17 protein-coding genes and 1 riboswitch are annotated in these 17,010 nt (G+C 48.6%); of the genes, 8 read left to right on the top strand and 9 right to left on the bottom strand.

The genetic code is table 11. The features are described 5' to 3' along the window. Nucleotides 1-102 precede the first annotated feature (102 nt). From SK38_RS02135 to SK38_RS02125, 3 genes are read left to right on the top strand one after another with little or no spacing between them, the layout of a single operon-like run. Entirely contained in the window at nt 103-1,380 is a 1,278-nt protein-coding gene (locus tag SK38_RS02135) for a nucleoside permease (RefSeq protein WP_008785233.1), read from the top strand. Further along, the gene (locus tag SK38_RS02130; RefSeq protein WP_048234946.1) at nt 1,377-2,381 is read left to right on the top strand and encodes an ADP-ribosylglycohydrolase family protein; all 1,005 of its coding nucleotides are present in this window, start codon (nt 1,377-1,379) and stop codon (nt 2,379-2,381) included. Before SK38_RS02135 ends, SK38_RS02130 begins: the two co-directional genes overlap by 4 nt. Beyond that, nucleotides 2,378-3,343, top strand: coding sequence for a PfkB family carbohydrate kinase (locus tag SK38_RS02125; RefSeq protein WP_008785235.1), 966 nt, complete (start codon nt 2,378-2,380; stop codon nt 3,341-3,343). The genes SK38_RS02130 and SK38_RS02125 overlap by 4 nt, the downstream gene beginning before the upstream one ends. On the opposite strand, the gene SK38_RS02120 is transcribed toward SK38_RS02125, so the two are convergent. Genes SK38_RS02120 through thiM form a run of 3 tightly spaced genes read right to left on the bottom strand, consistent with a single transcriptional unit; the run spans nt 3,317 to nt 5,691 of the window. Continuing rightward, entirely contained in the window at nt 3,317-4,063 is a 747-nt protein-coding gene (locus SK38_RS02120) for a GntR family transcriptional regulator (protein WP_008785236.1), read from the bottom strand. The genes SK38_RS02125 and SK38_RS02120 overlap by 27 nt on opposite strands. Nucleotides 4,064-4,105: 42 nt before the next feature. Beyond that, the gene (gene thiD / locus SK38_RS02115) at nt 4,106-4,906 is read right to left on the bottom strand and encodes a bifunctional hydroxymethylpyrimidine kinase/phosphomethylpyrimidine kinase (RefSeq protein ID WP_048234945.1); all 801 of its coding nucleotides are present in this window, start codon (nt 4,904-4,906) and stop codon (nt 4,106-4,108) included. Then, nucleotides 4,903-5,691: a hydroxyethylthiazole kinase gene (gene thiM, locus SK38_RS02110; protein WP_048234944.1), complete on the bottom strand. Its 789-nt coding sequence runs from the start codon at nt 5,689-5,691 to the stop codon at nt 4,903-4,905. The genes thiD and thiM overlap by 4 nt, the downstream gene beginning before the upstream one ends. Before the next feature lie 31 nt (nt 5,692-5,722). Then, a riboswitch (TPP riboswitch) is annotated at nt 5,723-5,818 on the bottom strand. 295 nt (nt 5,819-6,113) lie between these two features. On the opposite strand from thiM, the gene tssD reads away from it, so the two are divergent. From tssD to SK38_RS02090, 4 genes are all read left to right on the top strand, one after another. Beyond that, the gene (tssD, locus tag SK38_RS02105; protein ID WP_048236390.1) at nt 6,114-6,608 is read left to right on the top strand and encodes a type VI secretion system tube protein TssD; all 495 of its coding nucleotides are present in this window, start codon (nt 6,114-6,116) and stop codon (nt 6,606-6,608) included. Next, nucleotides 6,608-6,976 (top strand): tlde1 domain-containing protein, encoded by a 369-nt coding sequence (locus tag SK38_RS02100; RefSeq protein WP_048234942.1) that lies wholly within the window; start codon nt 6,608-6,610, stop codon nt 6,974-6,976. The genes tssD and SK38_RS02100 overlap by 1 nt, the downstream gene beginning before the upstream one ends. Further along, on the top strand, nt 6,977-7,417 hold the full coding sequence (locus SK38_RS02095; protein ID WP_048234940.1) for a hypothetical protein: 441 nt from the start codon (nt 6,977-6,979) through the stop codon (nt 7,415-7,417). Between the two features lie 270 nt (nt 7,418-7,687). Next, entirely contained in the window at nt 7,688-8,020 is a 333-nt protein-coding gene (locus SK38_RS02090; RefSeq protein ID WP_003834436.1) for an RcnB family protein, read from the top strand. A gap of 50 nt (nt 8,021-8,070) precedes the next feature. Here the strand turns inward: SK38_RS02090 and SK38_RS02085 are convergent, their stop codons facing one another. From SK38_RS02085 to apbC, 6 genes are all read right to left on the bottom strand, one after another. Further along, nucleotides 8,071-9,093, bottom strand: a complete 1,023-nt coding sequence (locus SK38_RS02085) for a fimbrial protein (RefSeq protein WP_048234937.1) — start codon at nt 9,091-9,093, stop codon at nt 8,071-8,073. An 11-nt stretch (nt 9,094-9,104) separates the two neighbouring features. Beyond that, complete coding sequence (locus SK38_RS02080) at nt 9,105-11,591, bottom strand: fimbrial biogenesis outer membrane usher protein (RefSeq protein WP_048234936.1); 2,487 nt, start codon at nt 11,589-11,591, stop codon at nt 9,105-9,107. A 13-nt stretch (nt 11,592-11,604) separates the two neighbouring features. Beyond that, entirely contained in the window at nt 11,605-12,285 is a 681-nt protein-coding gene (locus SK38_RS02075) for a fimbrial assembly chaperone (protein WP_048234934.1), read from the bottom strand. A gap of 57 nt (nt 12,286-12,342) precedes the next feature. Beyond that, on the bottom strand, nt 12,343-12,882 hold the full coding sequence (gene yehD, locus SK38_RS02070) for a fimbrial protein YehD (RefSeq protein WP_048234932.1): 540 nt from the start codon (nt 12,880-12,882) through the stop codon (nt 12,343-12,345). Nucleotides 12,883-13,167: 285 nt separating this feature from the next. Further along, nucleotides 13,168-13,449, bottom strand: a complete 282-nt coding sequence (locus SK38_RS02065) for a DUF2574 family protein (RefSeq protein ID WP_048234930.1) — start codon at nt 13,447-13,449, stop codon at nt 13,168-13,170. 265 nt (nt 13,450-13,714) lie between these two features. Next, nucleotides 13,715-14,824: an iron-sulfur cluster carrier protein ApbC gene (gene apbC / locus SK38_RS02060; protein WP_048234928.1), complete on the bottom strand. Its 1,110-nt coding sequence runs from the start codon at nt 14,822-14,824 to the stop codon at nt 13,715-13,717. Nucleotides 14,825-14,988: 164 nt separating this feature from the next. Here apbC and metG point away from each other — a divergent pair, with 164 nt between their 5' ends. Continuing rightward, complete coding sequence (gene metG / locus SK38_RS02055) at nt 14,989-17,010, top strand: methionine--tRNA ligase (RefSeq protein ID WP_048234926.1); 2,022 nt, start codon at nt 14,989-14,991, stop codon at nt 17,008-17,010.

Raw genomic sequence — 17,010 nt, 5'->3', positions numbered from 1 at the left:
AAATAATGTTAAGACGGTCAAAGTTTAATCTCAAAGGTATTTTAAAGGTATTATTGAATGGTACTATCAGCGCGTACCTTACCTGTCATGAAGGATTTAAAGATGAAAACTACAGTTAAGCTGTCGTTCATGATGTTTGTAGAGTGGTTTATCTGGGGCGCCTGGTTTGTACCGCTGTGGCTTTGGCTGAGTAAAAGTGGCTTTAGTGCCGGAGAGATCGGCTGGTCCTACGCCTGCACCGCCATTGCGGCGATCCTGTCGCCCATTCTGGTCGGTTCAATCACTGACCGCTTTTTCTCCGCGCAAAAAGTGCTGGCGGTGTTGATGTTCGTCGGCGCTATTCTGATGTACTTCGCCGCCCAGCAAACCACCTTTAGCGGATTCTTCCCTCTGTTACTGGCCTATTCGTTGACCTATATGCCGACGATTGCGCTGACCAACAGTATTGCTTTTGCCAACGTACCGGATGTTGAACGTGATTTCCCGCGCATCCGCGTGATGGGCACCATTGGCTGGATTGCCTCCGGTTTGGCCTGCGGTTTCTTACCGCAAATGCTTGGCTATAACGACATCTCACCGACCAATATTCCCCTGCTTATCACTGCCGGAAGCTCCGCATTGTTAGGCGTTTTTGCCTTCTTTTTACCGGATACGCCGCCAAAAAGTACCGGCAAAATGGATTTCAAAGTTATGCTGGGTCTGGATGCGCTGATCCTGCTCCGCGATAAGAACTTCCTCGTCTTCTTCTTTTGCTCTTTCCTGTTTGCGATGCCACTGGCGTTCTATTACATCTTTGCCAACGGTTACCTGACAGAAGTCGGTATGAAAAACGCCACCGGCTGGATGACACTGGGCCAGTTCTCTGAAATCTTCTTTATGCTGGCGCTACCGTTTTTCACCAAACGCTTTGGCATTAAAAAGGTATTGTTGCTTGGTCTTATTACTGCGGCGATCCGCTACGGATTTTTCGTTTACGGCGGTGCGGAAGAATATTTCACTTACGCCCTGCTGTTTCTCGGCATTCTGCTGCACGGCGTCAGTTACGACTTCTATTACGTCACGGCTTACATCTATGTCGATAAAAAAGCGCCGGTCCACATGCGCACCGCAGCGCAAGGGCTTATCACCCTCTGCTGTCAGGGGTTCGGCAGCCTGCTCGGTTACCGTCTGGGCGGCGTGATGATGGAAAAAATGTTTGCTTATCAGGAACCGGTTAATGGTCTCACCTTTAACTGGGCTGGCATGTGGGGATTTGGCGCGGTCATGATTGCCGTCATTGCCGTGATGTTTATGATTTTCTTTCGCGAATCAGACAAAGAAATCACCGCCATTAAGGTGGACGATCGCGATGTAGCGTTGAAACAAGGGGAAGTAAAATGAAAGCAGAACGTATTCTCGGTGCTCTTTATGGGCAGGCGTTAGGGGATGCGATGGGTATGCCGTCGGAACTGTGGCCAAGAACCCGGGTTAAAGCACACTTCGGTTGGATCGACCGTTTTTTGCCCGGCCCTGCGGAAAATAATGCCGCCTGCTATTTTAACCAGGCGGAGTTCACTGATGACACGTCCATGGCACTGTGTCTGGCAGATGCCCTGCTTGAGTGCGACGGCGAAATTGTGCCAGACGTTATTGGTCGCAATATTCTGGCCTGGGCCGAGCAGTTTGATGCTTTTAATAAAAACGTGCTCGGCCCGACCTCGAAAATTGCGTTGAAAGCTATTCGTGACGGTAAACCGGTCGCCGAACTGGAAAACAACGGCGTGACCAATGGCGCGGCAATGCGCGTTTCCCCGCTGGGATGCCTGCTGCCCGCCCGCGATCTTGATGCCTTTATCGATGATGTGGCACTGGCCTCCAGCCCAACGCATAAATCGGATCTGGCTATCGCGGGAGCCGTTGTCGTCGCGTGGGCGGTATCGCGCGCCATCGACGGAGGAAAATGGTCAGAGATTGTCGACGCGCTACCTGCCATTGCCCTGCATGCGCAGCAAAAACGAATCACCACCTTTAGCGCATCGCTTTGTGCACGCCTTGAACTGGCGCTGAAAATCGTCCGTAACGCCGATGGCGTCGAGTCCGCCAGCGAGCAGTTGTATCAGGTTGTGGGGGCAGGAACCAGCACCATTGAGTCCGTTCCTTGCGCTATCGCCATGGTTGAGCTGGCACAGACCGATCCTAACCGCTGCGCCATTTTGTGCGCTAACCTCGGCGGCGATACCGACACCATCGGGGCGATGGCAACCGCCATTTGTGGTGCATTACACGGCGTGAGCGCGATCAACCCAGCATTGAAGCAGGAGTTGGATGCGGTGAATCAGCTGGACTTTACCCACTACGCCAACGGGTTAATGCGACTGCGCGAGCAGCGGGAGGCGCTATGAGCAACACGCATCTGCAACAACTTCTCTCGCAGTTACGTACACAGCGGCCAGTAACGGTGGTGGGTGCGGCGGTGATTGATGTCATTGCCGATGCGTATGCCCTCCCCTGGCGCGGCTGTGACATCGAGCTCAAGCAGCAAGGTGTTAACGTTGGCGGCTGCGCACTCAATATCGCCGTCACGCTTAAGCGTTTAGGTATCGATGCCTGCAATGCTCTACCACTGGGCCAGGGAGTGTGGGCCGACATTATCCGCAACCGGATGGCAAAAGAGGGACTGCACAGCCGGATCGACAATGCCGAAGGCGATAACGGCTGGTGTCTGGCGCTGGTGGAGCCGGATGGCGAGCGTACCTTTATGTCTTTTAGCGGCGTTGAGAATCAGTGGAATGCCGCCTGGCTGGCACAGCTGGATATCCCGCGTCATAGCCTGGTGTATCTTTCGGGTTATCAGCTAGCGTCCCCGTGCGGTGAATTGCTGGTGCAGTGGCTGGAAGGTCTGGAAGAGGTGACACCATTTATCGATTTTGGCCCGCGCATCGGCGACATTCCCGAGCCCTTACTGGCAAGAATTATGGCCTGTCGTCCGCTGGTGTCACTTAATCGTCAGGAGGCGGAAATTGCTGCCGAGCGGTTTGCATTAAGTCAGGATGTGGAAGGTTTTGGCGCAGAATGGGTGCAGCGTTTCACCGCACCGGTGGTCGTGCGTCACGATAAAGACGGCGCATGGTATTTCAGCGCACAGACATCCGGCTGCGTACCGGCATTTGCAACGGCGGTCGTTGATACTATCGGCGCAGGTGACAGCCACGCTGGCGGCATGCTGGCTGGGCTGGCGTCTGGCTGGACGCTGGCCGACTCAGTGCTGTTAGGTAACGCGGTGGCGTCCTGGGTAGTTGGACATCGCGGCGGCGATTGCGCCCCGTCACGCGAGGAGCTACTCCTCGCACACAAAAACGTATAGATCGCTACGACAGTAACTGATGCTGTATTCAATAGGCCGTTGCTGCTGGTCAAGCGCTACCTGCTTGATCACCAGTACCGGCACTTTGCTATCCATTTGAATGTGCGCCTGGAACTCTGCGTCAGGCATTCTGGCGCTAACACGTGAGCGCGTGCGCTGCGGGAAAATATGCTGGCTACGAAAATAGTCATACAGCGAAACACCGATGGCATCCACGTCATGAATTAGATGTGCGGGTACCCAGGACTCTTCAATAGAGACTGCGTCTTCGTCAACGTAACGAATGCGTTTGAGCAGGAAGACATCACTCCCTGCGACAACAGCCAACTGCTGCGCCACCTCTTCCGGGCAAGGCACAATTCTTTTGTTAACCCACAACGTATCCGGTTTTTTACCGCGCAACACCACCTGCTGAGAAAAACCGCGCGCTTCTTTAAGCGAATACTCGAAGATATTGTTAATTTGCGTTCCGTAACCGCGGGCACGTGTTACTACACCTTCTTCTTCCAGAGCCTGCATCGCCTTGCGTACCGTAATCCGAGAAACGCCGGTCAACTGGCTGAGGTCGCGCTCGCCGGGCAGGATATTGCCGTGCTCCAGGATCCCACTGCGCACAGCATTCTTCACCGTCTGCGCAAATTTCATATACAGCGGCGTGTTATCCGCCGCTGAAATACGTTCATTCAGTTGTGCGATAAGCTGGGTATGCGCTTGTTCCATTTATCTTTTTCCTAGCCGCCGTTTCTGCAGCCAGTATACCCATTACCACCACGCGTGGAAATGATGCACCGGACCAATTCCCTCGCCAACTTCCAGCGTGTCGGCCTGTGCCAGCGCCGCTGAAAGCCACAGTTTGGCTTCCTGTACGGTATCGGCCCAGTTGTTATGGCGCGGACGCAGGGCTGCCAACGCCGCCGATAGCGTACAACCGGTGCCATGGGTATTTTTGGTCATCACCCTTGGTGCGGTAAAACGCTGCTCACCATCGCGCGTAAAGAGCCAGTCGGGGCTTTGTGCATCATCCAGATGACCGCCCTTCATCAACACTGCCTCGCAGCCCAGCGCCCGTAGCGCCCTTCCCTGCTCTAACATCTCCTGCTCAGTCTGCGCATGCGATGCCCCGAGCAGTGCAGCAGCTTCGGGTAAATTAGGGGTGATAATCGAAACCTGCGGCAGCAAACGCGTACGCAACGTTTCTACCGCCGAGGGCGACAGCAACGGATCGCCGCTTTTCGCCAACATCACCGTGTCCAGTACCACATTTTGTACCCGATGGCGACGTAAACGTTCGGCGACAGCTTCGACAATGTCCGTCTCCGCCAACATACCGATTTTAGTCGTATCAATACGCACATCATTGAACACAGAGTCCAACTGCGCGGCGACAAAATCAGGTTCAATGCGATACACCGACTGCACCCCACGCGTATTTTGCGCCACCAACGCCGTGATAACGGAACAGCCGTAAGCGCCCAGCGCCGAGAAGGTTTTTAAATCAGCCTGAATACCCGCGCCACCGCTTGGGTCGGTTCCGGCGATCGTTAATGCGTTAATCCGTTTCATGCTTGCTCCTGGGCGTTCAGGTTATAGAGGGCGTCGAGAAATGCCGGGACAAAGCTGCCCGGTCCGTTTGATTGTTGTGTGGCTATTTGCCCGGCCTGTTTCATCCAGCTACAGGCGGAGGCGACGTTATCAAGTCGGTCACCACGTAAAGCGCAACTGGCCGCAACAACCGCTGATAGCGCGCATCCGGTGCCCACCACGCGAGTCATCAACGGGTCACCACCGTCTACGCAAACGGTACGCTGACCATCGGTGACGTAATCCACTTCGCCGGTAACCACGACAATGGTCCCAATCTGACGAGCCAGCGCCTGCGCTGCCGGAAGCGCAGCGACAGCCGTATCGGTTGTATCCACGCCGCGTCCCCCACCGTTCATGCCGGCCAGAGCAAGTATTTCCGAAGCGTTGCCACGAATAGCCGCAGGCTGTAGTGACAATAATTCCAGGCAGAAGCGGCGGCGAAACGCAAGCGCGCCTACGGCAACGGGATCGAGAGTCCACGGGGTTTTAGCATGATGAGCCTGCTCAACTGCGGCACGCATCGCCGCGGCCCGTTCCCGAGTTAAGGTGCCGACATTAACCAGCAATGCACTGGCAATAGCGGCGAATTGGCTGGCTTCTTCAGGCTCGATCACCATCGCAGGCGATGCGCCCAGCGCCAGTAACGTATTGGCAGTAAAGCTTTGCACGACCTCATTGGTCATACAGTGTGTGAGCGGGGATAAGGTTCTAAATTGGTGCAAAGTGTGAGCCGCGAGCGCGCGGCTGTGCAGGTCAGGCTGCATGGTTCAGCTCCTGCCCGCGCGAAGAAGGGACACGAGCAGTGTCAGACTTCCCTACGCTGGCATTATCCAGATCAGGTGGTACGGGTATTTCTCAGCCTTCACCAGAAGGGCACCCCGAGTCGTTGAATTGATCTCTTTTAATTTTACAGTAAGTTATGCCTGAAAAATTAATTTGATCCGGAATCAATATACACCATAACACCCCGCAAAGGTGTATCTCTTTTTGTGTCATACGTCGTGCCCCGCTTTAGGCATTATCCCGTTAATTGCATTTCAATGATTTAAGCTCTAGTAAACCGGAATATTAATTTTACTAAAATCTATTTTATTTTCATGATGTTATAATAAGCACTCATTCCTTATTCCCATTTTGCAGGAATATGATAACGAGGGATACCATACTAACTAAGAGGGATTTTGATATGGCAATACCTGTTTATCTATGGCTTACAGACGATGTAGGAAATCAGGTTAAAGGATCGGTTGATGTACATGGTAGAGAAGGTTCTATTGAAATTGTAGAACTGATGCATAACGTAGAGCTACCTACTGATCCACTGACAGGACAGATTACAGCTAAGAGGAAGCATGGAGATTATTTTTTACTGAAAGAGGTAGATTGTTCATCGCCTTATCTCTATCAGGGTGTATCCAGTGGACAGATATTCAAACAAGCGGTATTGAAATTCTACCATATCAACCACAACGGGCTGGAAGAAGAATATTTTCGAGTGACAATGGATAATGTAAGGGTCAATGAGATTGAACCTTTTATGTTTGATGTCAAGAATCCAGCATATGAAAAGCGAAATCACATTGAGGCATTCTACTTAGCCTACGAAAAGATCACATGGCTCTATCTGGACGGGAACATAACTCACTCCGATTCATGGAACGACAGCAAGGAGGCGGCGTAATGACTTGGGTATACAAAGTAAGTTCTCATAGCTTCTATCTGAATGGTACATACCAATTTGATGCATTGTATTCAGGTAGACCAGGTTTTAAGAATGATTCAGCTAACGAGTGCGTGAGTGAAAAGGGGCCACTTCCTAGAGGAACCTACACTATCGGTCTTGCTTTCTATCACCATAAGACAAAAGCGTACACAATACGCCTTACACCTTACCCTGAAAATCAGATGTGCGGGCGTGATGGTTTTATGATACACGGTAATAGTTCAACACATCCTCTTAGTGCCTCGGATGGATGCATCATATTAGGACTGGCTGGTCGCAAAGAGATCAATGATAGCTCTGATAAGATTCTGGTAGTTGAGGATTAAATGAAAAAATTATTAATCCTTATAACCTTCATACCTATTCTTTCATTTGCAAAAAATGAGGGTTGTGCATCAGTAGGCTCAGCAATGGAAGCCATATTATTCAATAAGTTAGCAGAGGACTTGAGTATAGATACATCTACTGTTGATGAAATGAAAGCAAAAGTAGATGTGCTTGATATTACACCTATTTCACGGATGTACGCTGAGAAATTAGCAAGAATCGACTTTGATAAAGATCCTGATAAGGATAAAACAGAAGATAAGTACAAAAACATTTATCTTTCAAGTTATTATGATAATGAAGTGAAGTCCATTACAGCTAAATATACCTACACCGATAAGCACGGTAAGAAAGATGTATTCATTGCCTCAAGCCTGATGAACAAAGACGAGTGTTCAGTTAGGTTCAACGGGTACATCACCCTATCAAGAGAATTTTAATATTAATAATAGGGGTTAGCAACGGTCCCTATTATCTAATAAATGAAAGAATGCATGGTTGTCAGCCATAGAACAGCCGTAAAGCTGACAGAATGAATCGTGCTGTACCTCCCCTATTGCGAAACTACTGGTCAAGGTTGCTGCAATTCTGTACTTTCATTTACACTTTTTACGAAATGACTGGAGTGATCACAAAATAGTGCTTGTCAGACATCTGGTATGCCAGGAATGATACATGACTGATTTTGATGACCCGAAGAGGTAGAGAAGATGGGTATGAAGAATAAAATGTTGCTGGGTGCACTTCTGCTTGCAAGCAGCGTCGTCTGGGCCGCGCCAGCCGCAACAGCGGCACCCACCGGTATCGATAAGTATGAACTGAGCAGCTTTATTGCTGACTTCACCCATTTCAAACCCGGTGACAAGGTTCCACCACTGTATCTCACCGAAGAATACACCATTAAACAGTGGAATCTGCGCAACCTGCCCGCGCCGACGGCAGGTACCCACTGGACCTACATGGGCGGCGCGTATGTGCTGGTCAATGATGCCGATGCTAAGATCATTAAAGCCTACGACGGCGAGATTTTTTATCATCGGTAATAAAACAAAAACACGTACTTTCAGCAAGAAAGTACGTGAAATACCCGCAATTAGTCATAAGATACTGCAAATATCACTTTACTTTGTACCTCACCGGGCCGTAACGATTCACCTGTTACGCGAATATATTTCGCAGTGATAGGGAAAGTGTACTGATTGTTGATTGTTTCCAGTTTAGTAATTCTGTTCATCAGAGTATCCCCCAGTTTTAGGGGAGTAGTCGCGGTGCCGTTATATATCTGGAACCCTACTCCTTTTGCGCCATTCGTTAGCGTATTTTTTAGTATTTTCCCGCTTTCATCCCAGTCACCTCTCGCCACCTTAAAACTAACGGGATTGGTGGTAACGTTATATATACTTTCACAATTCAGTATCAGATTTGTGGAACCTGATTTAGTATTAGTTGCCGCATTCATTTCGTTTAACGTTGTATCGGGCATTTTAATTTCGTATATTGCCTGTGAAAAACGGCAGGTTGTTGGTCTGTGCTTGACTGTAAACGTAATATTTTGTGAATAAGATACGTTGCTGTTAAATTTCCCTCCAATCCAACAGACAATCCATGACCATAGGCTGCTATTACAGGTATTATCAGTTAATATACTAATAGCGGGACGTCCAAGGTTTATCGTATTGCCACTGGCTATCGTCAGATCAGCAGTACCAGATCTGACATAAGATGCCTCGATAACGAATGGTCTCGGGTTAATAACTTCTTGTGTTTTATACTCTTTGGGCGTTGAGTTATATTGACCATCATTGCCTGTTGCAACAGGGAATCCGCTTCCGGTCAGTTTTAACTTCATAAAGATAGATTTTGTTGCACCGGGTTCTTTAAGTTCAATAATATAGTCTTGTAATGGCGTTGCGTAATACATTTTATCAGTTGACGCATTACATGAAAATGTATCATTCAGGTTAGTATTGAACGCTACAGTAACTACAGAACCAACTGTTGCTGACGTCATATCAAGTTCTACAGTTTGCTGTGCGGTCGTATTCGTCCCTAGGGTACATTTAGCCTGACCCCAAAAAGAGAATGCCAATAAAAACAAAAACATATATTTTTTCATAAACCAATCCCTTAGCGGCAAATATAGACTTTGTTCTCATCAATCGCCTTATCAAAGGTAATCGTGCAGAACTGTCCCTGCTGTTTATTAACTGCAACGCGTACCGAAGCGGGAATATCGTTGGTACGAACAAATAACCGGCTACCCTGGCCCACCAGGCCAACGTTATTGCCAAGTTCATCTTCCACTTCATAACCAAACGATAACGGAGATCCGTCAGGACGCTCAGCAATGAAGAACCAGGGTTTACGCCGATCGGTTTCAAACTCCGTCATCACAACCGCGCCGCGATAAGGCACTGCGCCTTTGCGATTGCCAAGCAAGGCGACATCGCTATTACTGTCGGAAAGATCCAGCACCAGCATATTCTCACGATACGGCGTCAAACTGTCGTAAACCGCGTAGCCTTTGCTGTTGGTTGTTAAATAACGATGCCCCTGCACAGCTGCCCCCTGCAATCCAGGCGCTTTGATAATGGCGAATGTATCTGAAAGCCGAGGAGCTAACGCGACACCATCTGACCATACCACTAAACCCCCCTGAATATTGCCGCTGACCTGTTGATACTTATTAGATTGGCTGTAACTACCGCCTACAGTAGCAACCGGCGCGCGCCATACCAGGCTACCGCCCGCCGTTGTCTCATTCCCCTGCTGTTGGTGACTAAGGTTGGCGCCATAGCTGAATTGATCGCGATTCCCCGCCACCCCGCTTAAGCTGGTGTTGTTCGATTGATAACCATCGTCATCAAACGTCGTTGAGTTAGAGACAAACAGATCGCGTCGAGGAGTGGAAATACCGTCACCCCACGAGAACGGGATGGAGATATACAGGTTAAAACGTTTATCCTCGTGGTTGTCCTCATCATAGGTCTGGCTGACGGACAAGGTATAGCTGACACGCTGCCAGGCGTTCGAGTAGCTCAGCTGATAATCTTTGCCGGTTCCACTGCGCTGCCAATAGTCTCGCCACAGGCCGCTGACGGCCAGGGATCCCCAGTTTTCGGGTAATACTTGATTGATATTTAGCGAAAAGCTGTTCTTTCGACCAAAGTCGTTTTGATAGTAGTCCGCAACGTCATAAACATCATTTTCATCACGATCATAGTGATTTTTGTTATTCGCCCATACGTAGTCATTAAAGGTACGATAATCCCGCGAGGAATAACGATAAGCTGCCAGCGCGAACTGCGTTCCAGTCTGTGTGACATATTTGTTCCACGCAATCTGATAGCTCTGACCATCAAAAACATCGCCATTATCCTGCTCGCTGTGCGATCGCGTGGCATCTATTGATACCGCGCCAATGGGTGTATTCCAACCGGTCCCGAGTACAAATGAGTTATAGTTTTGTGACAGCATTGTGCCGCCATAAACCGTAAGCAGATTGTTCAGACCATACTGATAGCTGCCTTGTAGGAAATCATACTGATTGCCTGCTCCCTCAATATGACTGCGCCCTGCAGCAAAATCATATTTCGATACGCCCGACTGCAGCATATTTGGCACGGATGAATATGGCACCAGATAATGAGATATTGAACCATCCGCTTCTTTCACGCTCACATCTAAATCCGCACCGCCGCCAGCGAGCTGTAGATCATCAATAGCAAATGGGCCAGGTGGAACTTCTTTCTGGTAAATAACAAAGCCGTTTTGTTCGATGGTTACCAGCGCGTTGCTCTGGGCGATCCCACGTACTACAGGGGTAAAGTTCTGTTTTGAGTTCGGTAACATTTGCATATCGCGCCAGATACGCACACCACGAAAACGTACCGCATCAAAGATATCCGACCCGGTGTACATATCCCCGGTACGTAGCGTGCCAAGTATTTGCGGGATACCTCGCTCCATATATAGCGTGTTGCTTTTCCAATTGCCGCTGCCCTCATTGCCTTTCGTGTAGTTAGCATTTGAGTGCAACTGCCACCCTAGCAAGTTCAACCCGCTATTCAGGTTCACATAGCTACTTTTATCATCACCACCGTGTTTATAGCTACTGTAATACTGACTGGCGTAATAAGAGGTATAAAAAGCATTAACCCCGCGATCCCAGGTTTCAGACGGCATATATCCCGGTTCATATTCAACCACAAACGCCTGAGGCACGCTTAAATTCAGAATAAATTGCCCAATATCATAACCAATACTGCCGCCCTGCACTGCTTCACGTAGCGGCACACAATCTTCTTTTTTATCCGTTTTAATGTTATTGGTACGAATACCAATTTGCTGTAATTGCGCCCAGGATAAACATGTCGCATCAGGGTCTGCTTTGATATTAATATCGTATCGACCACGCCACTGATTGTTAAGATAAACATCCATTTCATATATGCCCGGCATTGGCTTATCACCATCAATTTGATAGCGAGAGATTTTCTCACCGTTCAAACCGCCGATCATAAAGTGGGTATCAAATGTGTCTTCTTCAGCCCATGCGGATGAAGTGACCAACACCGACAGGATTGCCAATGTAATAGAATTTATCTTTGACATGATCAGTCCTTGACTATTTTTCCGTTTTTATTTTTTCACTCAAGTAGTTTCCGTGATCATCAATAAGAGTGACCTTGTAATGATTAACAACAGCAGCAGTGATAACTTTTTTATCTGACCACGGAGCAAGTAACACTGTCTCACTATTTATTTTAGAATTACCCACTAATTCAGGAATAGTTATCCAGTTGGCTGAATTATTTTTAATATTAATACCACCACTAACATACCTGACACTTAAGCGAGAAAAGCTTTTTTCATCCACACCAGTAAGACCCTGCGGACGATAAATAAATTTGATGCGATTCTGCATAGCAAATTTAATCATATTCTTACCTTCAAATTCCGCAGAATTAGGAGGAATATCCAGCACATTAAGAAAAAAAAGGCTTTCACGATCTTTCGGCAGCGTGTTTGCCAGTAGCTTAATTTTCAGCTGTTGACCAGAACCTCCGCTGACCTTAGCCACAGGAGGGGTCATCACGAATGGCACCTGGATTTTTTCTGGTGGCAGGCTGGTGTCTCCGTCATCTATCCAGGATTGGACCAGCGAGCTGCGGTTGCCTTCATTCATTAACTGAACGGTAATTTCTTTTTTCTGTGCCGGATAAATTACACGGGTGCCGTAAATGTAAATGCCACCCCACGCAGGCATTACCGTACCGACCAGCAATAATGCGAGTATTTTTTTCATTATAATTATCCTTGTTATCGAAAAAGACGGCGGCCATAGCCGCCGATAAACAGGATATTAATCAGCAACAACCGTCATGGTTACCGACGAGGTAACATCGCCAGGAATAACCGTACCACTCAGGTTTGCATAACGGGCAGTGAAGTCCAGATTATATTTCCCATCCCCTTGAGGAGATGTCCCCAGATCAATATTACTATCAGGCTTAATCAGAGTACCGTTATAATAAACAGCAAAACCAGCGCCATTATCTTTTGATGCAGTGTTAATTGTAATTGCGTTATTTGCGCCAGGGTTAAACTGTGATGATGAAAAACTTATATGAGGTGTTACTCCTGGATCACATTCTACAGACAGGGGCATTGTAGTTTTGTTAGAATAACCATCATAGATTCCACCAGCAGATACAGAATTCAATCGGTCAACACCAATTTCGTTCATGGCAATAGTTGCCGTAGTATCTCCTGTAAATTTACAGGTTGTTCCAACCACCTTACCAGTAATAATCAGTTCACCCTGATCAGAATCAGCAGCAAACGCCCCAGCGCTCATAAATACAGCAGACAGTACAGCGGCAGAAATAATTGAACGTTTCATAGTATCTTCCTTAATCAAGTAATTTCTATTTATTAAGAGTTGTTATCTCTTGAAATTAAATTCGCACAACAAAAACGTTATCGCAATGTGAACACGTTGTTTTGTTGATTTAAAACAAGTTACTAATTGCAATATAATTGCAACAAATAAGTGAAGATAAACACTATTTATATATTTAATAAATTAGCGTTATTAATTGTCGTTTTTTATTTGTTAGAGAAATAGAAAAGCACTCATCATTCATATAAATGATGAGTGCTTAATATCAACACTGAGATTCTTAGTCTAATCGTAACGGTTTAACACTATCTGTCGCATAGAATCCCCTGGTACAGAAACGATCTCGGTCACGACGCCCTTCGCTGGAACAGGATCCACATGACTAACATTTGAAAGATGAAGAGATTGACCGCATTTCTGTTGAACGTTGTTATTCACGACGTCAGCACTACAGGTTGGTTCAACGACTCGCCCACTGATTGTTAAGGTCGCAGTATCGGAAGCGAAGGTAGGGGCGCTCATTCCATAAGTCAGAGCTATAATTCCCATCAGTAAACTTTTTTTCATTTTAATCGTTATTCCTGTGGTTAGCATCAAATAGCATACAGAGGACCTGTTCAGCAGATTATGGGCATAACACCCTGTTTGAACCAATTGAAATTGTAGATTAATGAGATAGATTTGATCAATTGTAATGATGCATTGAGGTGATTTATTCGGAAAAAGGCATGAATTATAAACGTAGAATGAACAATATCGTGAGATTTTTAAATTTAATATATTCACCGCATCAATAATACATTAATGCGGTGAATATCTGTAACGCTATAAATTACACCGCGCGGAAGGCAATCTCGCCCGGAATAACTTCTCCTTGCCAGTAGAGCTGTGCAGCCACTCGTCCTGCCAGGTCGCGGTAAATAGCAGTAAATTCGCTATCAGGACGGCTAATCACCGTCGGCGTACCACGATCGAGGTCCTCACGCAGAGAAATATGCAGTGGCATCTGTCCCAGCAGTTGAGTGCGATACTGCTCAGCCAACTTCTGTGCCCCACCGGTACCAAAGATCGGTTCATGGTGACCGCAGTTGCTGCAAATATGCATACTCATATTCTCAACAATACCCAGTACCGGCACTTCGACTTTTTCGAACATCACGATGCCCTTTTTCGCATCGATCAGCGCGATGTCCTGCGGCGTAGTGACAACAACTGCGCCCGTTACCGGAATGTTCTGCGCCAGCGTCAGCTGGATGTCACCGGTGCCCGGCGGCATATCCAGTACCAGATAATCAAGATCCGGCCATAAGGTTTCCTGCAACATCTGCAGCAGCGCTTTGCTGGCCATCGGGCCGCGCCATACCATCGCGTTATCGTCAGTGACCAGATAACCAATGGAGTTCGTTGCCAGACCATGAGACATGATCGGTGCCATGTGGGTACCATCTGGCGAGGTTGGACGCTGGTTTTCCGCGCCAAGCATTGTCGGGATAGACGGACCATAAATATCGGCGTCCAGAATCCCTACCTTCGCCCCTTCTGCAGCCAGCGCCAGCGCCAGGTTCACGGCGGTAGAGGATTTACCCACGCCACCTTTACCTGAACTGACGGCGATGATGTTTTTCACACCATTAATACCCGGCTGGTTTTTCACGCGTTTCAGCGTCGCGATGTTATGCGACAGTTTCCAGTCGATCGCTTTCGCACCGGTAATACGCAGCAGATCGGCGCTACATTGCTCTTTTAAGTCCTCAAACGCGCTATGCCAGACAAACGGCATGACCAGCTCAACGTGCAACGTGTCATCCATCCAGGCGACGTGGTGCAACGCTTTAAGCGTCGTCAGATTATGCTTCAGGGTTGAATGCTGAAAATTCGCCAGCGTCCCGGCAACCATGGCGCGCAGGGTCTCTGGTGATTTGGCCTGGGATTGTGCGTTCATCCCGACTCCTTTTTGTTGTTCTGAATATACAATAGTCACCAGGTAGTTTACTCCAACCGCAACAATTATTCATTTACGGATAAATGCCCTTATCGCTTGGCGCAGTAATTACCATTTTGGTACTATCAAAGCCCTTTTCACTACAAAAGAAGTAATTGCCCACTATGACTCAAGTCGCGAAGAAAATTCTGGTAACGTGCGCGCTGCCGTACGCCAACGGCTCAATCCACCTCGGCCATATGCTGGAGCACATCCAGGCTGATGTCTGGGTCCGTTACCAGCGAATGCGCGGCCACCAGGTTAACTTCATCTGCGCGGACGACGCACACGGTACGCCAATCATGCTGAAAGCACAGCAGCTTGGGATCACGCCAGAGCAGATGATCGGTGAAATGAGTCAGGAGCATCAGACTGATTTTGCAGGTTTTGACATCAGCTATGACAACTACCACTCAACGCACAGCGAAGAGAACCGTGAGTTGTCTGAGCTGATTTATACTCGCCTGAAGGAGAACGGTTTTATTAAGAACCGTACAATCTCCCAGCTTTACGATCCGGAAAAAGGCATGTTCCTGCCGGACCGTTTCGTTAAAGGCACCTGCCCGAAATGTAAGTCTCCGGATCAGTACGGCGATAACTGTGAAGTCTGCGGCGCAACCTACAGCCCGACCGAACTTATCGAGCCGAAATCCGTCGTGTCTGGCGCAACGCCGGTGATGCGTGACTCCGAACACTTCTTCTTTGATCTGCCGTCATTCAGCGAAATGCTGCAGGCGTGGACGCGCAGCGGCGCGTTACAGGAGCAGGTCGCCAACAAAATGCAGGAATGGTTCGAATCCGGCCTGCAACAGTGGGATATCTCTCGCGATTCCCCGTACTTCGGTTTTGAAATCCCGAATGCGCCTGGCAAGTACTTCTATGTCTGGCTGGACGCGCCAATTGGCTATATGGGTTCATTCAAAAACCTGTGCGATAAGCGCGGTGACACCACCAGTTTTGACGAGTACTGGAAGAAAGATTCTGACGCCGAGCTGTATCACTTCATCGGTAAGGATATCGTTTACTTCCACAGCCTGTTCTGGCCTGCCATGCTGGAAGGCAGCAACTTCCGTAAGCCGACCAACCTGTTCGTACACGGTTATGTGACGGTGAACGGCGCGAAGATGTCCAAATCTCGCGGCACCTTCATTAAGGCCAGCACCTGGCTGAAGCACTTCGATGCCGACAGCCTGCGCTACTACTACACCGCGAAGCTTTCTTCACGTATTGATGACATCGACCTGAACCTGGAAGACTTTGTCCAGCGCGTTAACGCCGATATCGTCAACAAAGTAGTCAACCTGGCATCCCGTAACGCTGGCTTTATTGCTAAGCGTTTTGACGGCATTCTGGCGGCTGAGCTGGCCGACCCGGCGCTGTATAAAACCTTCACCGACGCCGCAGCGGTGATTGGCGAAGCATGGGAAAGCCGTGAATTTGGTAAAGCTATCCGTGAAATCATGGCGCTGGCCGACGTGGCAAACCGCTACGTTGACGAACAGGCACCGTGGGTCGTAGCTAAACAGGAAGGCCGCGATGCCGACCTGCAGGCGATCTGCTCCATGGGTATCAACCTGTTCCGCGTGCTGATGACCTACCTGAAACCGGTTCTGCCAACGCTTGCTGAACGTGTTGAAGCTTTCCTGAACAGCGAACTGAGCTGGGATGCCATTGAGCAGCCACTGCTCGGCCACAAGGTCAACACCTTTAAAGCGCTCTACAATCGTATCGACATGAAACAAGTTGAAGCGCTGGTTGAGGCGTCGAAAGAAGAAGTGAAAGCAGCTGCTGCACCGGTTACCGGCCCGCTGGCTGATGACCCGATTCAGGAAACCATCACCTTTGACGATTTCGCCAAAGTTGACCTGCGTGTAGCGCTGATTGAAAACGCCGAGTTCGTGGAAGGTTCCGACAAACTGCTGCGTCTGACGCTGGATCTCGGTGGTGAGAAACGTAACGTCTTCTCTGGTATTCGTTCTGCGTATCCAGATCCACAGGTCCTGATTGGCCGCCAGACCATTATGGTTGCCAACCTGGCACCACGTAAGATGCGCTTCGGCATTTCCGAAGGGATGGTGATGGCCGCGAAAGATATCTTCCTGTTAAGCCCTGACGAAGGTGCAAAACCAGGCCAACAGGTGAAGTAA

Origin of the sequence: Citrobacter sp. MGH110 (assembly GCF_001037515.1) — a bacterium.
GTDB lineage: Bacteria > Pseudomonadota > Gammaproteobacteria > Enterobacterales > Enterobacteriaceae > Citrobacter > Citrobacter portucalensis.
This window is presented reverse-complemented; position numbering and strand designations above follow the sequence as displayed.